The sequence below is a fragment of the Glycomyces sp. NPDC047010 genome, assembly GCF_040644205.1.
Lineage (GTDB): Bacteria > Actinomycetota > Actinomycetes > Mycobacteriales > Micromonosporaceae > Glycomyces.
The window spans coordinates 29,502-44,567 of the sequence record NZ_JBEYVY010000017.1 but is presented as its reverse complement, the minus strand read 5'-3'; the positions used below and the strand labels follow the sequence as shown (position 1 = coordinate 44,567).

The 15,066-nt window shown below is 73.0% G+C and carries 13 protein-coding genes; 4 read left to right on the top strand and 9 right to left on the bottom strand.

Features of this window, described 5'->3' with window-relative positions:
• Positions 1-34 precede the first annotated feature (34 nt).
• From AB0A65_RS25410 to AB0A65_RS25395, 4 genes are all read right to left on the bottom strand, one after another.
• Entirely contained in the window at positions 35-673 is a 639-nt protein-coding gene (locus AB0A65_RS25410) for a class I SAM-dependent methyltransferase (RefSeq protein ID WP_359955239.1), read from the bottom strand.
• Between the two features lie 2 nt (positions 674-675).
• The gene (locus AB0A65_RS25405; RefSeq protein ID WP_359955236.1) at positions 676-864 is read right to left on the bottom strand and encodes a hypothetical protein; all 189 of its coding nucleotides are present in this window, start codon (positions 862-864) and stop codon (positions 676-678) included.
• A gap of 62 nt (positions 865-926) precedes the next feature.
• Entirely contained in the window at positions 927-2,870 is a 1,944-nt protein-coding gene (locus AB0A65_RS25400) for a hypothetical protein (RefSeq protein WP_359955233.1), read from the bottom strand.
• Between the two features lie 201 nt (positions 2,871-3,071).
• Positions 3,072-4,013, bottom strand: coding sequence for a sulfite exporter TauE/SafE family protein (locus tag AB0A65_RS25395; RefSeq protein WP_359955230.1), 942 nt, complete (start codon positions 4,011-4,013; stop codon positions 3,072-3,074).
• 260 nt (positions 4,014-4,273) lie between these two features.
• On the opposite strand from AB0A65_RS25395, the gene AB0A65_RS25390 reads away from it, so the two are divergent.
• Positions 4,274-4,777 (top strand): DUF1269 domain-containing protein, encoded by a 504-nt coding sequence (locus tag AB0A65_RS25390; protein ID WP_359955227.1) that lies wholly within the window; start codon positions 4,274-4,276, stop codon positions 4,775-4,777.
• Positions 4,778-4,907: 130 nt separating this feature from the next.
• The gene (locus AB0A65_RS25385) at positions 4,908-6,050 is read left to right on the top strand and encodes a PP2C family protein-serine/threonine phosphatase (protein ID WP_359955224.1); all 1,143 of its coding nucleotides are present in this window, start codon (positions 4,908-4,910) and stop codon (positions 6,048-6,050) included.
• Positions 6,051-6,107: 57 nt separating this feature from the next.
• On the opposite strand, the gene AB0A65_RS25380 is transcribed toward AB0A65_RS25385, so the two are convergent.
• Positions 6,108-6,818 carry a hypothetical protein gene (locus tag AB0A65_RS25380; RefSeq protein WP_359955221.1) on the bottom strand — a complete coding sequence of 237 codons (711 nt, stop codon included), beginning with the start codon at positions 6,816-6,818 and terminating at the stop codon, positions 6,108-6,110.
• A 61-nt stretch (positions 6,819-6,879) separates the two neighbouring features.
• On the bottom strand, positions 6,880-8,466 hold the full coding sequence (locus tag AB0A65_RS25375) for a sodium:proton antiporter (RefSeq protein ID WP_359955218.1): 1,587 nt from the start codon (positions 8,464-8,466) through the stop codon (positions 6,880-6,882).
• Positions 8,467-8,563: 97 nt separating this feature from the next.
• Here AB0A65_RS25375 and AB0A65_RS25370 point away from each other — a divergent pair, with 97 nt between their 5' ends.
• Entirely contained in the window at positions 8,564-10,630 is a 2,067-nt protein-coding gene (locus AB0A65_RS25370; protein ID WP_359955215.1) for an MDR family MFS transporter, read from the top strand.
• On the opposite strand, the gene AB0A65_RS25365 is transcribed toward AB0A65_RS25370, so the two are convergent.
• Positions 10,627-11,535 carry an erythromycin esterase family protein gene (locus AB0A65_RS25365; RefSeq protein ID WP_359955212.1) on the bottom strand — a complete coding sequence of 303 codons (909 nt, stop codon included), beginning with the start codon at positions 11,533-11,535 and terminating at the stop codon, positions 10,627-10,629. The two genes, AB0A65_RS25370 and AB0A65_RS25365, sit on opposite strands and share 4 nt — an antisense overlap.
• 80 nt (positions 11,536-11,615) lie before the next feature.
• Here AB0A65_RS25365 and AB0A65_RS25360 point away from each other — a divergent pair, with 80 nt between their 5' ends.
• Entirely contained in the window at positions 11,616-12,323 is a 708-nt protein-coding gene (locus AB0A65_RS25360) for a TioE family transcriptional regulator (protein ID WP_359955209.1), read from the top strand.
• A 134-nt stretch (positions 12,324-12,457) separates the two neighbouring features.
• Here the strand turns inward: AB0A65_RS25360 and AB0A65_RS25355 are convergent, their stop codons facing one another.
• Entirely contained in the window at positions 12,458-13,114 is a 657-nt protein-coding gene (locus AB0A65_RS25355) for an HAD family hydrolase (RefSeq protein WP_359955206.1), read from the bottom strand.
• Entirely contained in the window at positions 13,111-14,973 is a 1,863-nt protein-coding gene (locus tag AB0A65_RS25350) for a glycoside hydrolase family 15 protein (RefSeq protein WP_359955203.1), read from the bottom strand. Before AB0A65_RS25350 ends, AB0A65_RS25355 begins: the two co-directional genes overlap by 4 nt.
• Positions 14,974-15,066 lie beyond the last annotated feature (93 nt).

Sequence of the window (15,066 nt, the reverse complement as noted above, 5' to 3'; positions counted from 1 at the left end):
CCCGCCCCCGAGGCGGGGCCGTCCGGGCGGAGCCTTATGCGGGTTTGCGGGCCTCGCCCGCCAGGTGGGGGCTGACCTTGAGGGGGTAGGGCAGGAACGGGAGCTTCGCGGGCGTGAGGCCCGCCGTGTCGAACCCGGCCGCCGCGATGTTCGCGCCGGTGTCGCGCGAGGTGTGGCAGCCGCCGAACACGTGCGACCAGAGCACGACGTCGAAGAGGTATTCGAGCGCGCGGATGTTGCGGTTCGCGGAGCCGACGTGCTCAAGGAGCACGAGGCGCCCGCCGGGCTTGAGGACGCGGTGGATCTCCGCGAGCGCCCGGCCCTGGTCCTCGACGGAGCACAGCACCAGCGTCGCGACGACCGCGTCGAAGGAGTCGTTCTCGAACGAGAGCTGCTCCGCCTGCCCGTCGAGGACGACGGCCTTGCGGCCCAGCTCCTCTGCGCGGGCAAGGGCGAGGTCCCGCATGGACTCCTCGGGTTCGACCGCGACCAGGTCGGTCACGGCCTCGGGGTAGTGCGTGAAGTTCGCGCCGTGGCCGCAGCCGACCTCCAGCACGCGTCCGCTCAGTCCTGCCAGGAGCCGCGCCCGCTGCTCGCCGAGGCCGCGGTCCTCGATGGACGCGGCGGCCTTGGGGTACCAGCGGGCGAAGAGGCGGTGGCTCCTTCGTGCCATGTCTACTCCTCGTCGTTCTGCGACCGGGCCAGGAGGACGACGGCCACCACGATGGCGACGAGCAGGATCACGGCCACGAGGAAGGTGTCCACCGCGAACAGGGCGTTGAGCCCCCAAGCGAAGAACGGGGCCATGACGACGAGCACCGCAGTCAGGGCGATCCACCGCGCGTTGCGGCTCATGAAGTCCATCGGCGCTCCTCCCGGGTTCTCCCCGAGCCTACGGGAGCGCCGCCGCCGCTGGGGTCGCCGCCCTAGTTGGTGCGCGTGTTGGGCAGGTGGTCCCCCAGGTACCCGATCCAGACCTGCCCGGTGGCGCCGCCCGCGTCGTCGAGGAAGTGCATGCGCGGCGCGGGCGAGCCGACGGGCTGGAGCTTCACGTGGGCGGGCATGTAGACGCGGCCCGAGGGGTCCAGTTCTGCCGGGACGCGGAAGACCCTGGCCTTGTAGAACTTCGGGTTCCCCGCCACCGACGTGGACTCCTTCATGGACACCATGGTCGGGATGATGTGCGGCCCGCCGGGCAGCGGCCGCGAGCACCAGTCGTAGAAGCCGCCGGTGAAGCGGCCCTCGGCGCGGGCTTCGGCGTAGGCGTCGAGGGCGCGCAGGGCGTCCCAGGCGCGGGCGGCCCAGCGGCGGCGCTGGCGCGGGTAGGTGACGTCGAGGCGCGAGACCTCGGTGTCGAGCGTGTCGGGCAGGTCGAGGCGGCGCAGCTGCTTGCGGGCGCGCTGCACCACGTCCATGAGGCACTCGGCGTCCCACGGGCCCTCGGGGCCCTCGTCCTGCACGCCGTAGACGGGGTCGGCGTGCTCGGCGAGGCGGCCTTCGAGCCAGCGGATGCGGTCCTGCGCCTTCCGTTCGTGCTCTTGGAGTTCGACGTAGTCCATCTCCAGCTGGTCGTACTCGCGGCGCAGCCGTTCGAGCTCGTCGCCGCGCCCGCGCCGCCCGAGCAGGCCCGTGGTCTCGACGGCGCGGGTGAGGGCCTGGAGGTGCGCGGACATGGTCCTGATGAGCCCGGTGGTCTCGGAGTCGCCGCCGCGGGCCATGTCCACGAGCGCTTCGAGGACGGCGTCGTCGAGGTGCTCGGCGAGCCGCGCGGCGATGGCGCCCGCGAGGCGGCCGTCCTCGGGGAGGGCGGGGACGGCGGGGGCGGACGGCGCGGGGGCCAGCGCGGGCGGCATCTCGGCCACCGGTTCCGGTTCGGGCGCAGCCGGTTCCGGCTCCCTCTCCGGTTCCGGCACCGGGTCCTTGGGCACGGCCTGCTTGGGGATCTTCGGCGGGCGCGGGACGGCGATGGCGGCAGGGCTCGGCGGGGCCGCGTGCAGGTCCGCGGGGGCGAGCGCGCCGGAGAGGACGCGGGCGACCCGCGGCTCCGCCTGGCGCACGTCGGTGGGGACCTGCCGGTGCGCGGACAGCTCCACGACCCCGGTGACGACCACGCCGAGCGCGCGGGTGCCGTGCTCGCGGATCGCGTTGCCCCCGCGCGGCTGGTGGCGCATCGCGTACGACTCCTCGCCGGGCCGCACGCCCGGCAGGTAGGTGCGCAGGCCGCCGCCGAAGACGCTCAGGTCCGGGCCGAGCCAGGCGTTCAGCTCGTCCTGGGTCTTCGCGTCGTACAGGCGGACCACGGACGCGACGCCCGCGAGCGCCTCCGCGAGGTGGTCGGCGCAGGCGGTGGCGACCGCCGGGTCGGTGCGGTCCACGGTGAGGACGATGAGCGGCACGGCCCGGGAGCGGTTCGCGAGCCGCACGGTCAGGTCCTTGACCTCCTCGGGCCCGACGAGGTGCGTCCCGGCCTCGACCGGGACGGCCCCGTCGGTGGCCCGGCCGGTCGCGAGGAACGCGGGCATGAAGCCGGGGGCGCGGACCGGTTCGGCCGTGGGCGACAGGTCGCCCTCGACGGTGACGAGGACCCAGCTGCGCTCGGGCCGACGACCGGCGGCCCAGGTCGCGGTGGTGCGCAGGCGCCCGGCGCCGGTCGGCACGTCGAGCACGTACCGGCCGCAGACCTCCGTGTCCGCGAGGGTCGCGCGGGTGCGGCCGCGGGAGTGCTCCAGCAGCGGGGAGCCGTCGTCCTCGACGCGCGCCCACGCGGCGAAGCTGCGCCGCAGCCGGGGGCCGAGCCGTTGCCCGCCGTCGCGGAGTACTGCCTGGTAGAACAGCGTCACTGTCGCCTCCAGCGGTCCCTCGGCGGCCACGTGCTGAGGGAACATGCTACTGGAGCGCGGTCCCTACGTCGTCCCCCAAATCCGATAGGGACGGTCCGGGCGGAATGCGGAACGGGCCCGCCTCCCGGAGGAGGCGGGCCCGCACGGCTCGACGGTGCCTTGTAAAACGGTGCCTTGAAAAAGCGGTGTCTTGTGAAACGGTGCCTTGCGAAGGGGCGCTTCGAACGCGGCTCAGGCGGTCTCGGCGGCGGGCTCGTCCGACTCCGTGACGGGGTTGTTGGCCTTGTCGAGTACCGGGCCGCCCACGTCGCGCTCGGCGAGGTGGCGGCGCACCGAGTACCAGACCGCCGCGATCCACACTGCCGCGATGGCGATGTAGGTGACGACCTGGACGGTGTTCGAGGCGGCGATCCAGTCCGAGCGCAGCAGGGTGCGCACGTTCGTCAGGATGATGACGCCGCCGACGGCCGAGCCGAGGACGCGCGGAGGGATGTGCCGCACCAGCCACGCCGCGATCGGCGCGGCGATGAGCCCGCCGAGCAGGAGCACGCCGACCCATGCGAAGTCGATGCCCTGGCTGCCGAGCGCGAACAGGAAGCCCAGCGAGGCGGCCAGCGCGACGAGGAACTCCGAGGTGTCGATCGAGCCGATGACCTTGCGGGGCTCGATGCGCCCGGAGGCGAGGAGCGCGGGCGTGCCGACCGGACCCCAGCCCCCGCCGCCGGTGGCGTCGAGGAAGCCGCCGACGAGGCCGAGCGGGGTGAGGAACCGCTTGCGCAGGGGCTTGCCGAGGTTGCGGGAGTCGAGGCCGCGGAGGGTGAAGCGGATGAGGAGGTAGAGGCCGAGGCCGAGCAGGATGATCGACATGATCGGGGCGGCGAGCTCGGTGGAGAGCCAGGACAGGAAGGTGGCGCCCGCGAAGGCGCCGACGGCGCCGGGGATGCCGATCTTGAGGACGACCTTCCAGTCGACGTTGCCGAAGCGCCAGTGGGAGGCGCCGGAGGCGAGGGTGGTGCCGATCTCGGCGAGGTGGACGGTGGCCGAGGCGGTGGCGGGGTTGGTGCCGATCGCGAGGAGCAGGGTGGTCGAGGTGACGCCGTAGGCCATGCCGAGGCTGCCGTCGACGAGCTGGGCCACCAGGCCGACGATCCCAAGGAGGACGAGGGTTTTCACGGGGTTGCCTTCCGAGACGGTAACCGGGCAAATAACTCTACCAAATCTATGGGAAATATAGACAGGTTGCGGGCGGGCGTCAACCGCCGGTCCCGAAACGCGGGAACGCGCGGCGGATCGTGGGATCGGCGGGGCGCGGGTGGACGGGAGGGCCGCCTGTTCCGGGATTTCCGTGCGATCGCCGGACACGGGTCCGCACGGGGGCCAGAATCGGGCCGAGAAGCCGCCGCCGGCGGCGCAACGCAGGAAGGAAGGCGCCCATGAGCCAACTCATCGCCGTGGCCTACCCGGACGTCCCCACCGCACAGACGGTCCTCGGCAAGCTCGCCGACATGCAGAAGCGCGAGCTCATCAAGCTCGCCGACGCGGTCGTGGTCGAGCGCCGCGAGGACGGCAAGGTCAAGCTGCACCAGTCCACGTCCCTGGTCGGCGTCTCCGCCGCGGGCGGGGCGCTGTGGGGCGGCCTCATCGGCCTGCTGTTCTTCGCCCCCCTGCTCGGGATGGCGGTCGGCGCGGCCGCGGGGGCCGCGGGCGGCGCCCTCACCGACGTCGGCGTGGACGACTCGTTCATGAAGCAGCTCGGGACCGAGCTGGCGCCCGGGTCCGCCGCGCTGGTCCTCCTGGTCGTCTCGGCGACCGAGGACAAGGTCGTGCAGGAGCTCGGCGGCCAGTACCAGGGCAAGCTGCTCCAGACGAACCTCTCCGCCGAGGAGGAGGAGCGGCTGCGCGAGACCATCGACGCGGTCCAGGCGCAGCGCGCCTGACATGCTCGACCGGGGGGCGGGCGGCGGCTCCCAGCGCCGCCCGCCTCCCGTTTTCCCTGTTGAGAACTCCTCAAGGCCCGGTTCTGATTAGGCTCTCGGCATGCGCAGGGGGCCGACGGAGGGGGCTGACATGCAGGGCTACATGCGGTCCTACGTGACGCCGCAGACGCCGTGGGACCGGATCTCGGCGGGCCATCCGGCGTCGGTCCGGTTCCTGCGCTTCCTGCCGATCCTCCTGCTGGTGGCCACGGTGCCGATCGCGTTCGTGAACCCGGTGATGGTGCCGTACGCGAACTACGCGATCGTGCTGCTCCCCGCGTTCACGGCCCTGGTGAACGGGCCGGTGGCGACCCTGGTGGCGACGGCCGCGGTGTGCGCGCTCATCGGCGCCGGGTCCGAGGCGCTGGGCCTGATCCCCTACCCGCCGAGCGTGTGGGAGGACCTGCCGCCGATCGCGTTCGTGGGCCTGCTGTGCACGGTCCTGGCGTGGGTGCGCAACCGGATCGTGATGCGGCTGCTCGACATGACGCTGGTGGCCGAGACGGTGCAGGGCGCGATCCTCCCGGACCTGCCGCCGGTGGTCGGCGGGGTGCGGGTCGGGGTGGCGTACCGGACGCACGACGGCAGCCCGGGCCTGGTCGGCGGGGACTTCTACGACGTGCAGGAGACGGACGCGGGGATCAGGGCGGTCGTCGGCGACGTCCAGGGGCACGGCCTGAACACGGTCCACCTGACGGAGGCGCTGCTGGGGACGTTCCGGGAGCGGGCGCTCGACGACCCGGACCTGGCGACGCTGACGGCGCGCATGGAGCGGCGGGTGCGGCTGCACAACCGGGGGCTCGACGAGTGGGAGCAGTCGTTCGCGACGGCGGTGCTCATCGAGATCACGCCGCGGCGGGACACGATCCGGGTGGTGCTGTGCGGGCATCCGGCGCCGCTGCTGGTGCGGGGCACGGCCGAGCCGATCTCGGCGAAGCCGATGCCGCCGCTGGGGCTGACGGATTTCGGGTTGCAGCGCACGGTGGTCCGGGAGGCGGCGCTCATGCCCGGGGACCTGATCGTGGCGTTCACCGACGGGTTCGTGGAGGGCCGCAACGCCGACGGGCAGACGTTCCCGATCATCTCGATGCTCAACGCCCACATCGCGTCCGGCATCCGCGACCCCGACCGGCTGCACCGCAAGCTCAAGGCGGACTTCCAGGGCGGCGGGTACGAGCGCACCGACGACCTCACGGTCCTCATCATGCAGCTGCCGGGCTCGCAGGCGAGGTGAACGGCGACGGCGGCCCCGCGTCCGCGGGGCCGCCGTCTTCAGCGTTGTGGCCGTTGCCTATTCGGCGGCGGGCTCGTGCGGGTCGCCGAAGTAGGTGCGCTCCTGCGGGACGTCGGGGATGCCCATCGGGACGTCGAGCACGACGGTCTCGCCGTTCGAGAACGTGAACGCGACCTCGACGCGGGTGCCCATGGTGACGTCCTCCTTCAAGCCTTCGAGGAGGAGGAACGAGCCGGTGGACGGGGCCAGGCGCGCGTAGTCGGAGGGCGCCAGCTCGATCGCGAACTCGCGCTCGCCGACCAGCTCCGCGACGGTCTCCTCGGCGTCAGGGGAGGCGTCCGCGCTCGGGGACCCGCTCGCGTCCTCCCCCGGGCTCGCCGACTCGCCGGGCGTGGTCGCCTCGGCCGACGGGCTCTCCTCGGCGGGGCTCTCCTCGACCTCCACGACCTCGGTCGCGAGGGTCACGGCCTCGGCGACGGGGCTGGTGACGGCGACGAGGGACACGGCCTCGTCACCGTTGTTCGCCATCCAGACCCGCAGCGGCGCCTGGCCGCCCTCGCGGTAGTTCCCGGCGTCCCCGAAGTCGATCTGGACGTCGCGCAGGGCCACGGAACCCGCGTCGGCGTCCACCCCGGAAATGGCCGTCTGCATCTTGCTGGTCTCGGCGTGCTGGCCGGCGCCGCACCCGGTCAGGGCCAGCGCGAGGGCCGCGGCCCCGATCGCCAGGGCCGCCGCGCGTCGGCCCGCGCTCGCGTCTCGTCTCTCCACAAGCGCCACCGTACGGGCGGACGGGCGCCGGGCCCGGCAGCGACATACCGGTGGACGAGGATCACGCGCCGCGGTTGCGGCCGACGGCGCGGTGGTCGAGGGCGGCGAGGACCCGGTCGATGAGGGCCGGGTCGTGGCCGGGCGAGGACCGCATCTGGAGGAGCCGGGCGGTGGACGCGGAGATCATCTCGCCCTCGATGCGCTGCATGGCGTCGAAGCGCTCGACCATCCGCTCGGTCTCGGGGTCTTCGCGGTCCTCCACGAGGGAGGCGATCTTCTCGGCGCGGCGGTCGTACCACTGCTCCATGCGGGCGGCGACCTCGTCGTCCACTTCGCCTTCGGAGCGCAGCTCGCGCAGCCGCCGGGTGGCGGCCTTCCCGGCCTCGGCCATGATGCCGCGCACGGCCTCGGTCTCCTTGTCGGTGTCGGCCTTGACGCCGAGGAACGCGATGAGGCCGGGCAGGGTGAGGCCCTGGGCGAGGAGCGTCGCGATGACCACGACCACGGCGAGGAACTGGATCTGCTCGCGGCCGGGGAACGGCGAGCCGTCCGCGATGGTCTCGGGGAGGGCCAGCGCGGTCACGATGGTGACGACGCCGCGCATCCCGGCCCAGGCGGTGACGACGGCGAGGCGCGGGTGCTCCCCCAGCTGCTTCCAGCCGACGCCCATGCGGCCCAGGACGATCGCGAGGCCGAGCCACAGGGCCCGGACGGCGATGACGGCGCCCGCGACGGCGAGGGCCTTCCACAGCAGCTCGTCGACGCCGTCGCCGACGGCCTGGATGATGTCGACCAGCTCCATGCCGACGATCGCGAACGTGAGGGCGTTCAGGGCGGTCTCCAGGACCTCCCACACCGAGCCCTGCACGAGGCGGCCCTCGTAGTCGTCGGGGTCGTTGGAGCGGGCGACGAGGTAGAACGCGGCGCAGATGACGGCGAGGACGCCGGAGGCTTTGACGCCGTCGGCGAGGAGGTAGGCGATGTAGGGGCCGGTGAGGCCGAGGGCGGTGACGACGCGGCTGTCGTCCACGAGGGACCCGAGCTTGACGAGGATCCAGCCGACGCCGATGCCGATCGCGACGGCGGCGACCGCGGAGTAGGCGAACAGGCCGGCGGACCAGGCCGCGGAGACCGAGCCGGTGACGACGCCGAGGACGGCGACGTTGTAGAGGGTCAGGGCGGTGACGTCGTTGAACAGGCCCTCGCCTTCGAGGATGGTGACGAGGCGGCGGGGCAGGCCGAGGCGGTCGGCGATGGCGCTGACGGCGGCGGCGTCGGGCGGGGCGCAGATCGCGCCGAGGACGATCGCGGCGGTGACCGGCAGGACGGGGCTGATGGTGGCGGCCACCAGGGCGACCGCGGCGGCGGTGACGAAGACGAGGACCACCGCGAGGAAGATGATGGGCCGCCAGTTCGCGGCGAAGTGGCGCCACGAGTACTTGCGGGCCGCGGCCCACAGCAGGGGCGGCAGGAGCACCGGGAGGAGGTGCTCGGGGTCGAGCTGCAGCGCGGGCATGCCGGGTATGAGGCCGAGGGCGAGCCCGTAGAGGCAGATGAGGACGGGCGCGGGGACGCGCATCCATTCTGCGGCGGCGGTCAGGAGCAGTCCGCCCACGGTGAGGGCGAACAGGATCGCCACCAGTTCCATCCGGCCTCCGGTTCGGTTGTGCCTGGAGCGATCTTAGGCCGCGCGAACGGCTCCGGAACCTGCATTTATGGGATGATTTGCCGCTATCGTTCGCCCTATGAGCACTGTCGACACCGCCGAGCGGCCCGCCGCGGCGGAGCCCGCGCCGCCGGTCCTGAGCAAGTCCCGCAGGAACCTCGTGTTCACCACGATCATGCTCGGCATGCTCATGGCGGCGCTGGACCAGACCATCGTCTCGACGGCGCTGCCGACGATCGTCGCGGACCTGGGCGGCGCGGGGCACATGGCGTGGGTCGTCACGTCCTACCTGCTGGCGGAGGCGATCGCGTCGGCGGTCGTCGGCAAGTTCGGCGACATGTTCGGGCGCAAGGCGATCTTCCAGATCAGCGCGGTCGTGTTCGTCGGCGGCTCGGCGCTCGCCGGGTTCAGCGACGACATGGTGTTCCTCATCGTCGCGCGGGCCGTGCAGGGCCTGGGCGCCGGCGGCCTCATGGTCACCGCCATGGCGCTCATCGCCGACGTGATCCCCTTGCGCGAGCGGGGGAAGTACCAGGGCGCGATGGGCGCGGTGTTCGGCGTGACCACCGTGCTCGGGCCGACCCTCGGCGGGCTGTTCACCGACCACCTGTCGTGGCGGTGGTGCTTCTACGTGAACGTGCCGATCGCGGTGGTCATGATCGCGATGGCCGCGGCCACGGTGCCGCGCGTGCGGTCCGCCGTCAAGCCGATCATCGACTACTGGGGACTGATCTTCGTCGCGATCGGCACGTCGCTGCTGATCCTGGCCCTGGAATGGGGCGGCGACGAGTACGCGTGGGGCTCGGCCACGATCATCGGGATGTTCGCGGGCGCCGTCGTCGCGCTCACCGTGTTCGTGTTCGTGGAGCGGCGGGCCGCCGAGCCGATCCTCCCCATGTGGCTCTTCGGAAACCCGGTGTTCACGGTGTGCTCGATCCTCAGCTTCATCGTCGGGTTCGCGATGCTCGGCGCCATGACGTTCCTGCCCACGTACCTCCAGTACGTGGACGGCGTCTCGGCCACGGTCTCGGGGTACCGGACGCTGCCGATGGTCGCGGGGATGCTCACGACCTCGATCCTCTCGGGCGCGTTCGTCAGCCGCACCGGCCGGTACAAGGTCTTCCCGATCCTCGGCACCGCGTTCATGGCCGTGGGCCTGTACCTGATGTCCACGATGGGCCCGGGCACGAGCATCTGGCTGGAGTCCGCGTACATGCTGGTCCTCGGCCTCGGTCTGGGCCTGGCGATGCAGGTGCTCACGATCGCCGTGCAGAACACCGTCCCGTACGCGCAGATGGGCGCCGCGACCTCGGGCGTGACGTTCTTCCGCACCGTCGGCTCCACGTTCGGCACCGCGATCTTCGGGACGATGTTCTCCAACCACCTGACGCCGCTCCTGGCGACCGCGTACGCCGAGTCGGGGATCGACCCGGCCGCGGCCGCCAGTCCCGGTGCGCTGCACGAGCTCCCGGCGAACGTCATCGCGCCGGTGGTGCAGGCGTACGCCGACTCGATCAACTTCGTGTTCTTCTGGACCGTGCCGATCGCGGTCCTCGGGTTCCTCGTCGCGTGGTTCCTCCAGGAGCGGCCGCTCCACGACGCCGCCCGCGGGCGCGCCGTCGACATGGGCGAGGGCTTCGCCGCCCCCGACCCGTCCCCGTCCGAGGAGCGGCTCGCCCGCATGGTCGCCGACGTCATGCGCCGGGAGCGGCGCACCGTCTACACCGAGGTGTACGAGTCGGCGTCCGGCGCGAGCGCCCTCGACCGGGCCGGGTCGTGGGCCCTGCGGCAGGTCTACATGCGCCAGACCGCCGGGTACGAGGCGACGCTCCCGAAGATCGCCGCGGCCCACCGGCTCCCGCCGCAGGTGCTGCAACCGGTGTTCGTGCAGGCCGTGCGGGACGGGTTCCTCGCCGTGGACGCGGGTCACCTGAGCCTGACGCCGCGCGGCCGCGCCGAGTTCGAGCTGTTCGTGGCCGCCTGGAAGCGCTGGCTCGACCGGCACCTGGACGACTGGAACCTGCGCGACCCGCAGGACCGCGAGGTCTTCAACCGGTCCGTCGCCCACCTGGCCCGGGACATCGCCGAGCAGGAGTCGTTCCAGGAGGCCGACGGCCGCGACGCGAAGGCCGATGCGTCCGCCTAGTCCTCGTCGGCGACAAACAGATACTTGGGGCCGAGGAGGGCCGCGATGATGGCGCCGGTCCCGGCCCAGGTGAGGTTCATGCCCGCCATCTCCATGCGGCTCTCGGTGGTCTGCAGGTGAATGTCGTGGGCCAGGACGACCGTGGGGCCGCGGTCGGCTTCGAGGGCCCTGACGTCGAGGAGGTTGGCGGCCATGAGGGCGTCGCGGACGCCGGAGAGGCGGCTCCAGCGCTCCACCTCGGGGAGCGGCTGCGCGGCCTGGCGGTGGTAGCGCAGGAGCCCGGCCGCGGTGGCGGCGTTGACCCTCGCGCGGTGCCACTCGGCGACCGAGGTGGCGGCGATGCGTTCGGGCGCGGCGGTGTAGAGCGCGGCGTGCAGGTCGTCGGCGATGACGCGGAGCCGCCGGGCCGCGGGGGTGTCGCCGGGCGAGGCGGCCGGGTCGGTGACGGCCTCCATGGCGCTCCAGGTCTCGTCGTCGTCGGTGAGCGCGGCGATGTCGAGGGCGAGGCCGAGGTAGTCGCGGACGTGTTCGAGGTAGGCGCGGGGGCTGGCGGCGGTGAATTCGAGGGGCGCGTCCATGCCGTGGAACGCGACCCGGTCGCCGGGGCCGCGGTCCTCGTTGAAGGCGCGGAGCCGGGAGACGAGGCGGCGGTTGACGGCGAACGCGCCGAACCCGTGGGTGAAGCCGTCACTGAGCGCGGTGTCGAGGTCGTCGGTGCGGCCCTGGACGTAGTCGTCCACGGCGAAGGCGGCGACCCGGTCGGACTCGAACACGATCGAGCGCGCGCCCTGCGCGACGAGGCGCAGCGCGTGGTCGGTGCGGGCCTCCGCGTGCGGCGAGTCGCCGTGGGCGCGCTCGCCGAGGCCGATGACGTCGTGGACTGCGGTGGTCTGGTCGGTCTGCATGCCTTGAAACGTATCGTTGAAAGAAGGGTTGAGACTTCGACCGCTCCTGACCTCGGGACGGCCGGGTAGAGTCTCAAACCGTGGTGAAACCGAGCCCCTCCGACCTGCGCCCCTCCGACCTGGCGCGCGAGCACGGGCTGACGGCCCAGGCCGTGCGCAACTACGAGCGCGAGGGGTTCCTCCCGCCCGCCGAGCGCACCGCGAGCGGCTACCGGGTCTACACCGAGGTCCACGCGGCCGCGCTGCGCGCGTTCCTGGCATTGGTGCGCGCGTACGGGTACGCCGTCGCCGGGGAGGCCATGCACGCCGTCCACAGTGGGAGGATCGACGAGGTGCTCATGGTGGTCGACCGCGGCCACGAGCAGCTGCTGCGCGACCGGGCCACCCTCGACGCGGTCACGGCCTCGATGGCGCGGCTGACCGAGCCGGAGGCACCGGAGCGGTTCGCGCCCTTCACGGTCGGCGAACTCGCGTACCGGCTGCGGGTCACGGCCGCGACGCTCCGGAACTGGGAGCGGGCCGGCATCCTCTCCCCCGCGCGCGACCGCGTCACCGGGTACCGGCGGTTCGAGTGGGACGACGTGCGCGACGCCGAGCTGGCGCACCTGCTGCGGCGCGGCGGGTACCCGCTGGAGCACATCGCGTCCGTGGTGCGGCAGGTGCGGACCGCGGGCGGCACCGCGGCCCTCGCGGAGTCCCTAGAGGACTGGCGGGGGCGCCTGACGCGGCGCGGGCTGGCGATGCTCGACGCGGCCGCGCAGCTCAGCGCCTATCTCAAACTGCGTTGAACGCCAAGCGGCCGCAGGCGTAGGGCCCGCGGCCGCTGCACGGTCACCGCCGGTGCATCGGTGGGCCGCTCACGATCACGCTAACCGGCGCCGCGCGCGCCTTGAGGGGCTTTCGCGATGCGGCCGAGACGGATTCACGACACTCGCGGGGCGTTCGCGGCGTGGTCGATGGCCTCCACGACCGATCCGGCGGTGTGCGTGGGCCGGTAGTCGGCGATGGTCCATTCGCGGCCGAGGTGGAGCCAGACGCTCGGGACGCCGAGACGGTGGGCGCCGAGGATGTCGGCGTCGTCGCGGTCGCCGATCATCCACGCGTCGGCGAGCGAGCCGTCCACCGCGGCCGCCGCGGCGTGGAACGGCGCGGCCTCGGGCTTGTCGGCGCCCACGGCCCCGCTGATGGTCCACGCGTCCACCAGTTTGTCGAGCCCGGCGTTGCGGATCTTCCCGAACTGGCCCTCGACGGGCCCGTTCGTGACGATGACGACGCGGTGGCCCGCCCCGCGGGCGCGCGCGATGGCGTCGGCGGTCTCGGGTTCGAGCCGGGCGTTGTCGCGCGAGCCGCGGTAGAGCGCGTCGATGAGCCCGTCCTCGGTGAGGTCGAAGTCGAGGCGCTCGCGCATGGCCCTCGCGACGACCGGCCGCGGCGCGTAGCCGCGGTCGTCGACCGGCATGATCCACTCCGCGTGGTCGGCGGCGTGGCCGTGGGCGGCGAGGAGCGCGGTCAGCCCGGTGCGGAAGGCCGCGTCGCGGTCGATGAGGGTGTTGTCGAGGTCGATCATCAAGAGCGTCACGGCACCGAGGGTAACCGCCCCGGACCGGCGCGTCGAGCGTCGCGGATCGCGATGGCGGCGTTGATGAGCCCGATGTGGCTGAACGCCTGCGGGAAGTTCCCGAGCATCGAGCCCGTGGCCGTGTCGACCTCCTCGGAGAGCAGGCCGAGGTCGTTCGCGCAGTCCGCGGCCAGCGCGAACGCGGCCTCGGCGCGGTCGGGGCGGCCGGTGAGCGCGAGGGCCTGGGCGAGCCAGAACGTGCACATGACGAAGGAGCCCTCGGCGCCGTCGAGGCCGTCGGTCCCGGTCTCGTAGCGGCGCAGGAGGCCGCGTTCGTCGCGCAGCCGCGCGTCGATGACGTCCACGGTGGACTTGAGCCGTTCGTCGCCGCCGGGCAGGAACCCGGAGGCGGGCATGGCGAGGACCGAGGCGTCGAGGTCGTCGTCGCCGAAGGCCGCGCAGAACGCGCCGACGCGGGGGTTCCAGCCGTGCGTCTCGATCGCCTCGCGCACGCGGTCGCGCTCGGCGGCCCAGTCGCGGGCGCGGTCGGCGGCGTCGAGGCGGTCGGCGAACTTCACGGCCCGGTCGAGGGCGGTCCAGCACATGAGTTTGGAGTACACGTAGTGGCGGGGCTCGCCGCGGGACTCCCAGATGCCCTGGTCGGGCTGCTCCCATTGGTCGGCGGCGGCGTCGGCGATGCCGGTGAGGAACCGCCGGGCGGGCTCGTCGAGGCCCTGGAGGTGGCCGCGCAGATGCCATGCGGCGTCGAGGAGTTCGCCGTAGACGTCGAGTTGCGGCTGGAGCCAGGCGGCGTTGCCGACCCGCACCGGCTTGGAGCCGCGCCAGCCCGCGAGGTGGCCGAGTTCGCGTTCGGAGAGGTCGTGCTCGCCGCCGATGCCGAACATGATCTGGAGCGGCTGCTCGGGCTGGTAGTGGGCGGCGGCGCGGGTCATGAACTCGAAGAACTCGACGGCCTCGCCGTGGCATCCGGCCTCGGCGAGGGCCTGCACGGTGAAGCTGGCGTCGCGCACCCACGAGTACCGGTAGTCCCAGTTGCGGCCCGCGCCCACGGCTTCGGGGAGCGAGGTGGTGGGGGCGGCGACGATCGCGCCGGTGGGCTGGTAGCGGAGGGCTTCGAGGACGAGGACCGAGCGTTTGACGAGGGGTGCGAGGGGGCCGTCCCAGTCGGGGTGGGCGTCGTGCCAGTCCTGCCAGCCGATGAGCGTCTCGTCCATGGCGGCGGCGACGGCCTCGGGGGTCCACGCGGGCGGCGGGTCCTGGGCGAGGTCGGCGGTCTGGACGCAGAAGTGGAGCTTCTCCCCCGCCTTGAGGTGGAGGCGGGCGGTGGCCCCGGCGTCGCTGAAGTCGAGGTCGACGGGGCTGGTGAGGACGAAGCGGGCGGGGCCGCCGGTGGCGAGGACGCCGCCGGGGACGCGGGTGAAGATCGGGTTGACGAGCCCGTACTCGGGGCGGGGCCGGAACGCGAAGTCCGCGTCGAGTTCCCCTGCGGTGCATTCGATGACGCGGATGGTGGCGATGGGGGCGCGGGCGGCGAGGCGGATGCGCCCGGCCTCGGTGGCGGGCCCGAGCGCCAGCGCGTCAGTGAGGACGGCGGTGCCGGTCCCGGTGGTGAAGGTGGTGCGCAGGACGAAGGTCTCGCCGGCGTAGGCGCGTTCGGTGCGGTAGGGGGCGGCGGGGGTGATGGACCAGTGGCCGGCGTCGGGGTCGAGGAGGCGGCCGAGGACGGCGGGGCTGTCGAAGCGGGGGCGGCAGAGCCAGTCGATGGAGCCGTCGGTGCCGACGAGGGCGCCGGTGTGGCGGTCGGAGATGAGGGCGTAGTCCTCGATGGGGCGTCCGCCCCCGGGTCGCGGGTCCGTCATGGTGCGCTCCTCTCCGCCTGGGCGGGAGCGTACTCCGGTTCGGGGCGCGACGTGGGGCGGTCCTCGATGCGCGACGCGCGGTCCTGGTTCCGC

Excerpts from the sequence above, each read along its gene's own strand:
- AB0A65_RS25410 (WP_359955239.1), bottom strand. The coding sequence starts at position 673 with ATGGCACGAAGGAGCCACCGCCTCTTCGCCCGCTGGTACCCCAAGGCC.
- AB0A65_RS25405 (WP_359955236.1), bottom strand. The coding sequence starts at position 864 with ATGGACTTCATGAGCCGCAACGCGCGGTGGATCGCCCTGACTGCGGTG.
- AB0A65_RS25390 (WP_359955227.1), top strand. The coding sequence starts at position 4,274 with ATGAGCCAACTCATCGCCGTGGCCTACCCGGACGTCCCCACCGCACAG.
- AB0A65_RS25385 (WP_359955224.1), top strand. The coding sequence starts at position 4,908 with ATGCAGGGCTACATGCGGTCCTACGTGACGCCGCAGACGCCGTGGGAC.
- AB0A65_RS25375 (WP_359955218.1), bottom strand. The coding sequence starts at position 8,466 with ATGGAACTGGTGGCGATCCTGTTCGCCCTCACCGTGGGCGGACTGCTC.
- AB0A65_RS25370 (WP_359955215.1), top strand. The coding sequence starts at position 8,564 with ATGAGCACTGTCGACACCGCCGAGCGGCCCGCCGCGGCGGAGCCCGCG.
- AB0A65_RS25365 (WP_359955212.1), bottom strand. The coding sequence starts at position 11,535 with ATGCAGACCGACCAGACCACCGCAGTCCACGACGTCATCGGCCTCGGC.
- AB0A65_RS25350 (WP_359955203.1), bottom strand. The coding sequence starts at position 14,973 with ATGACGGACCCGCGACCCGGGGGCGGACGCCCCATCGAGGACTACGCC.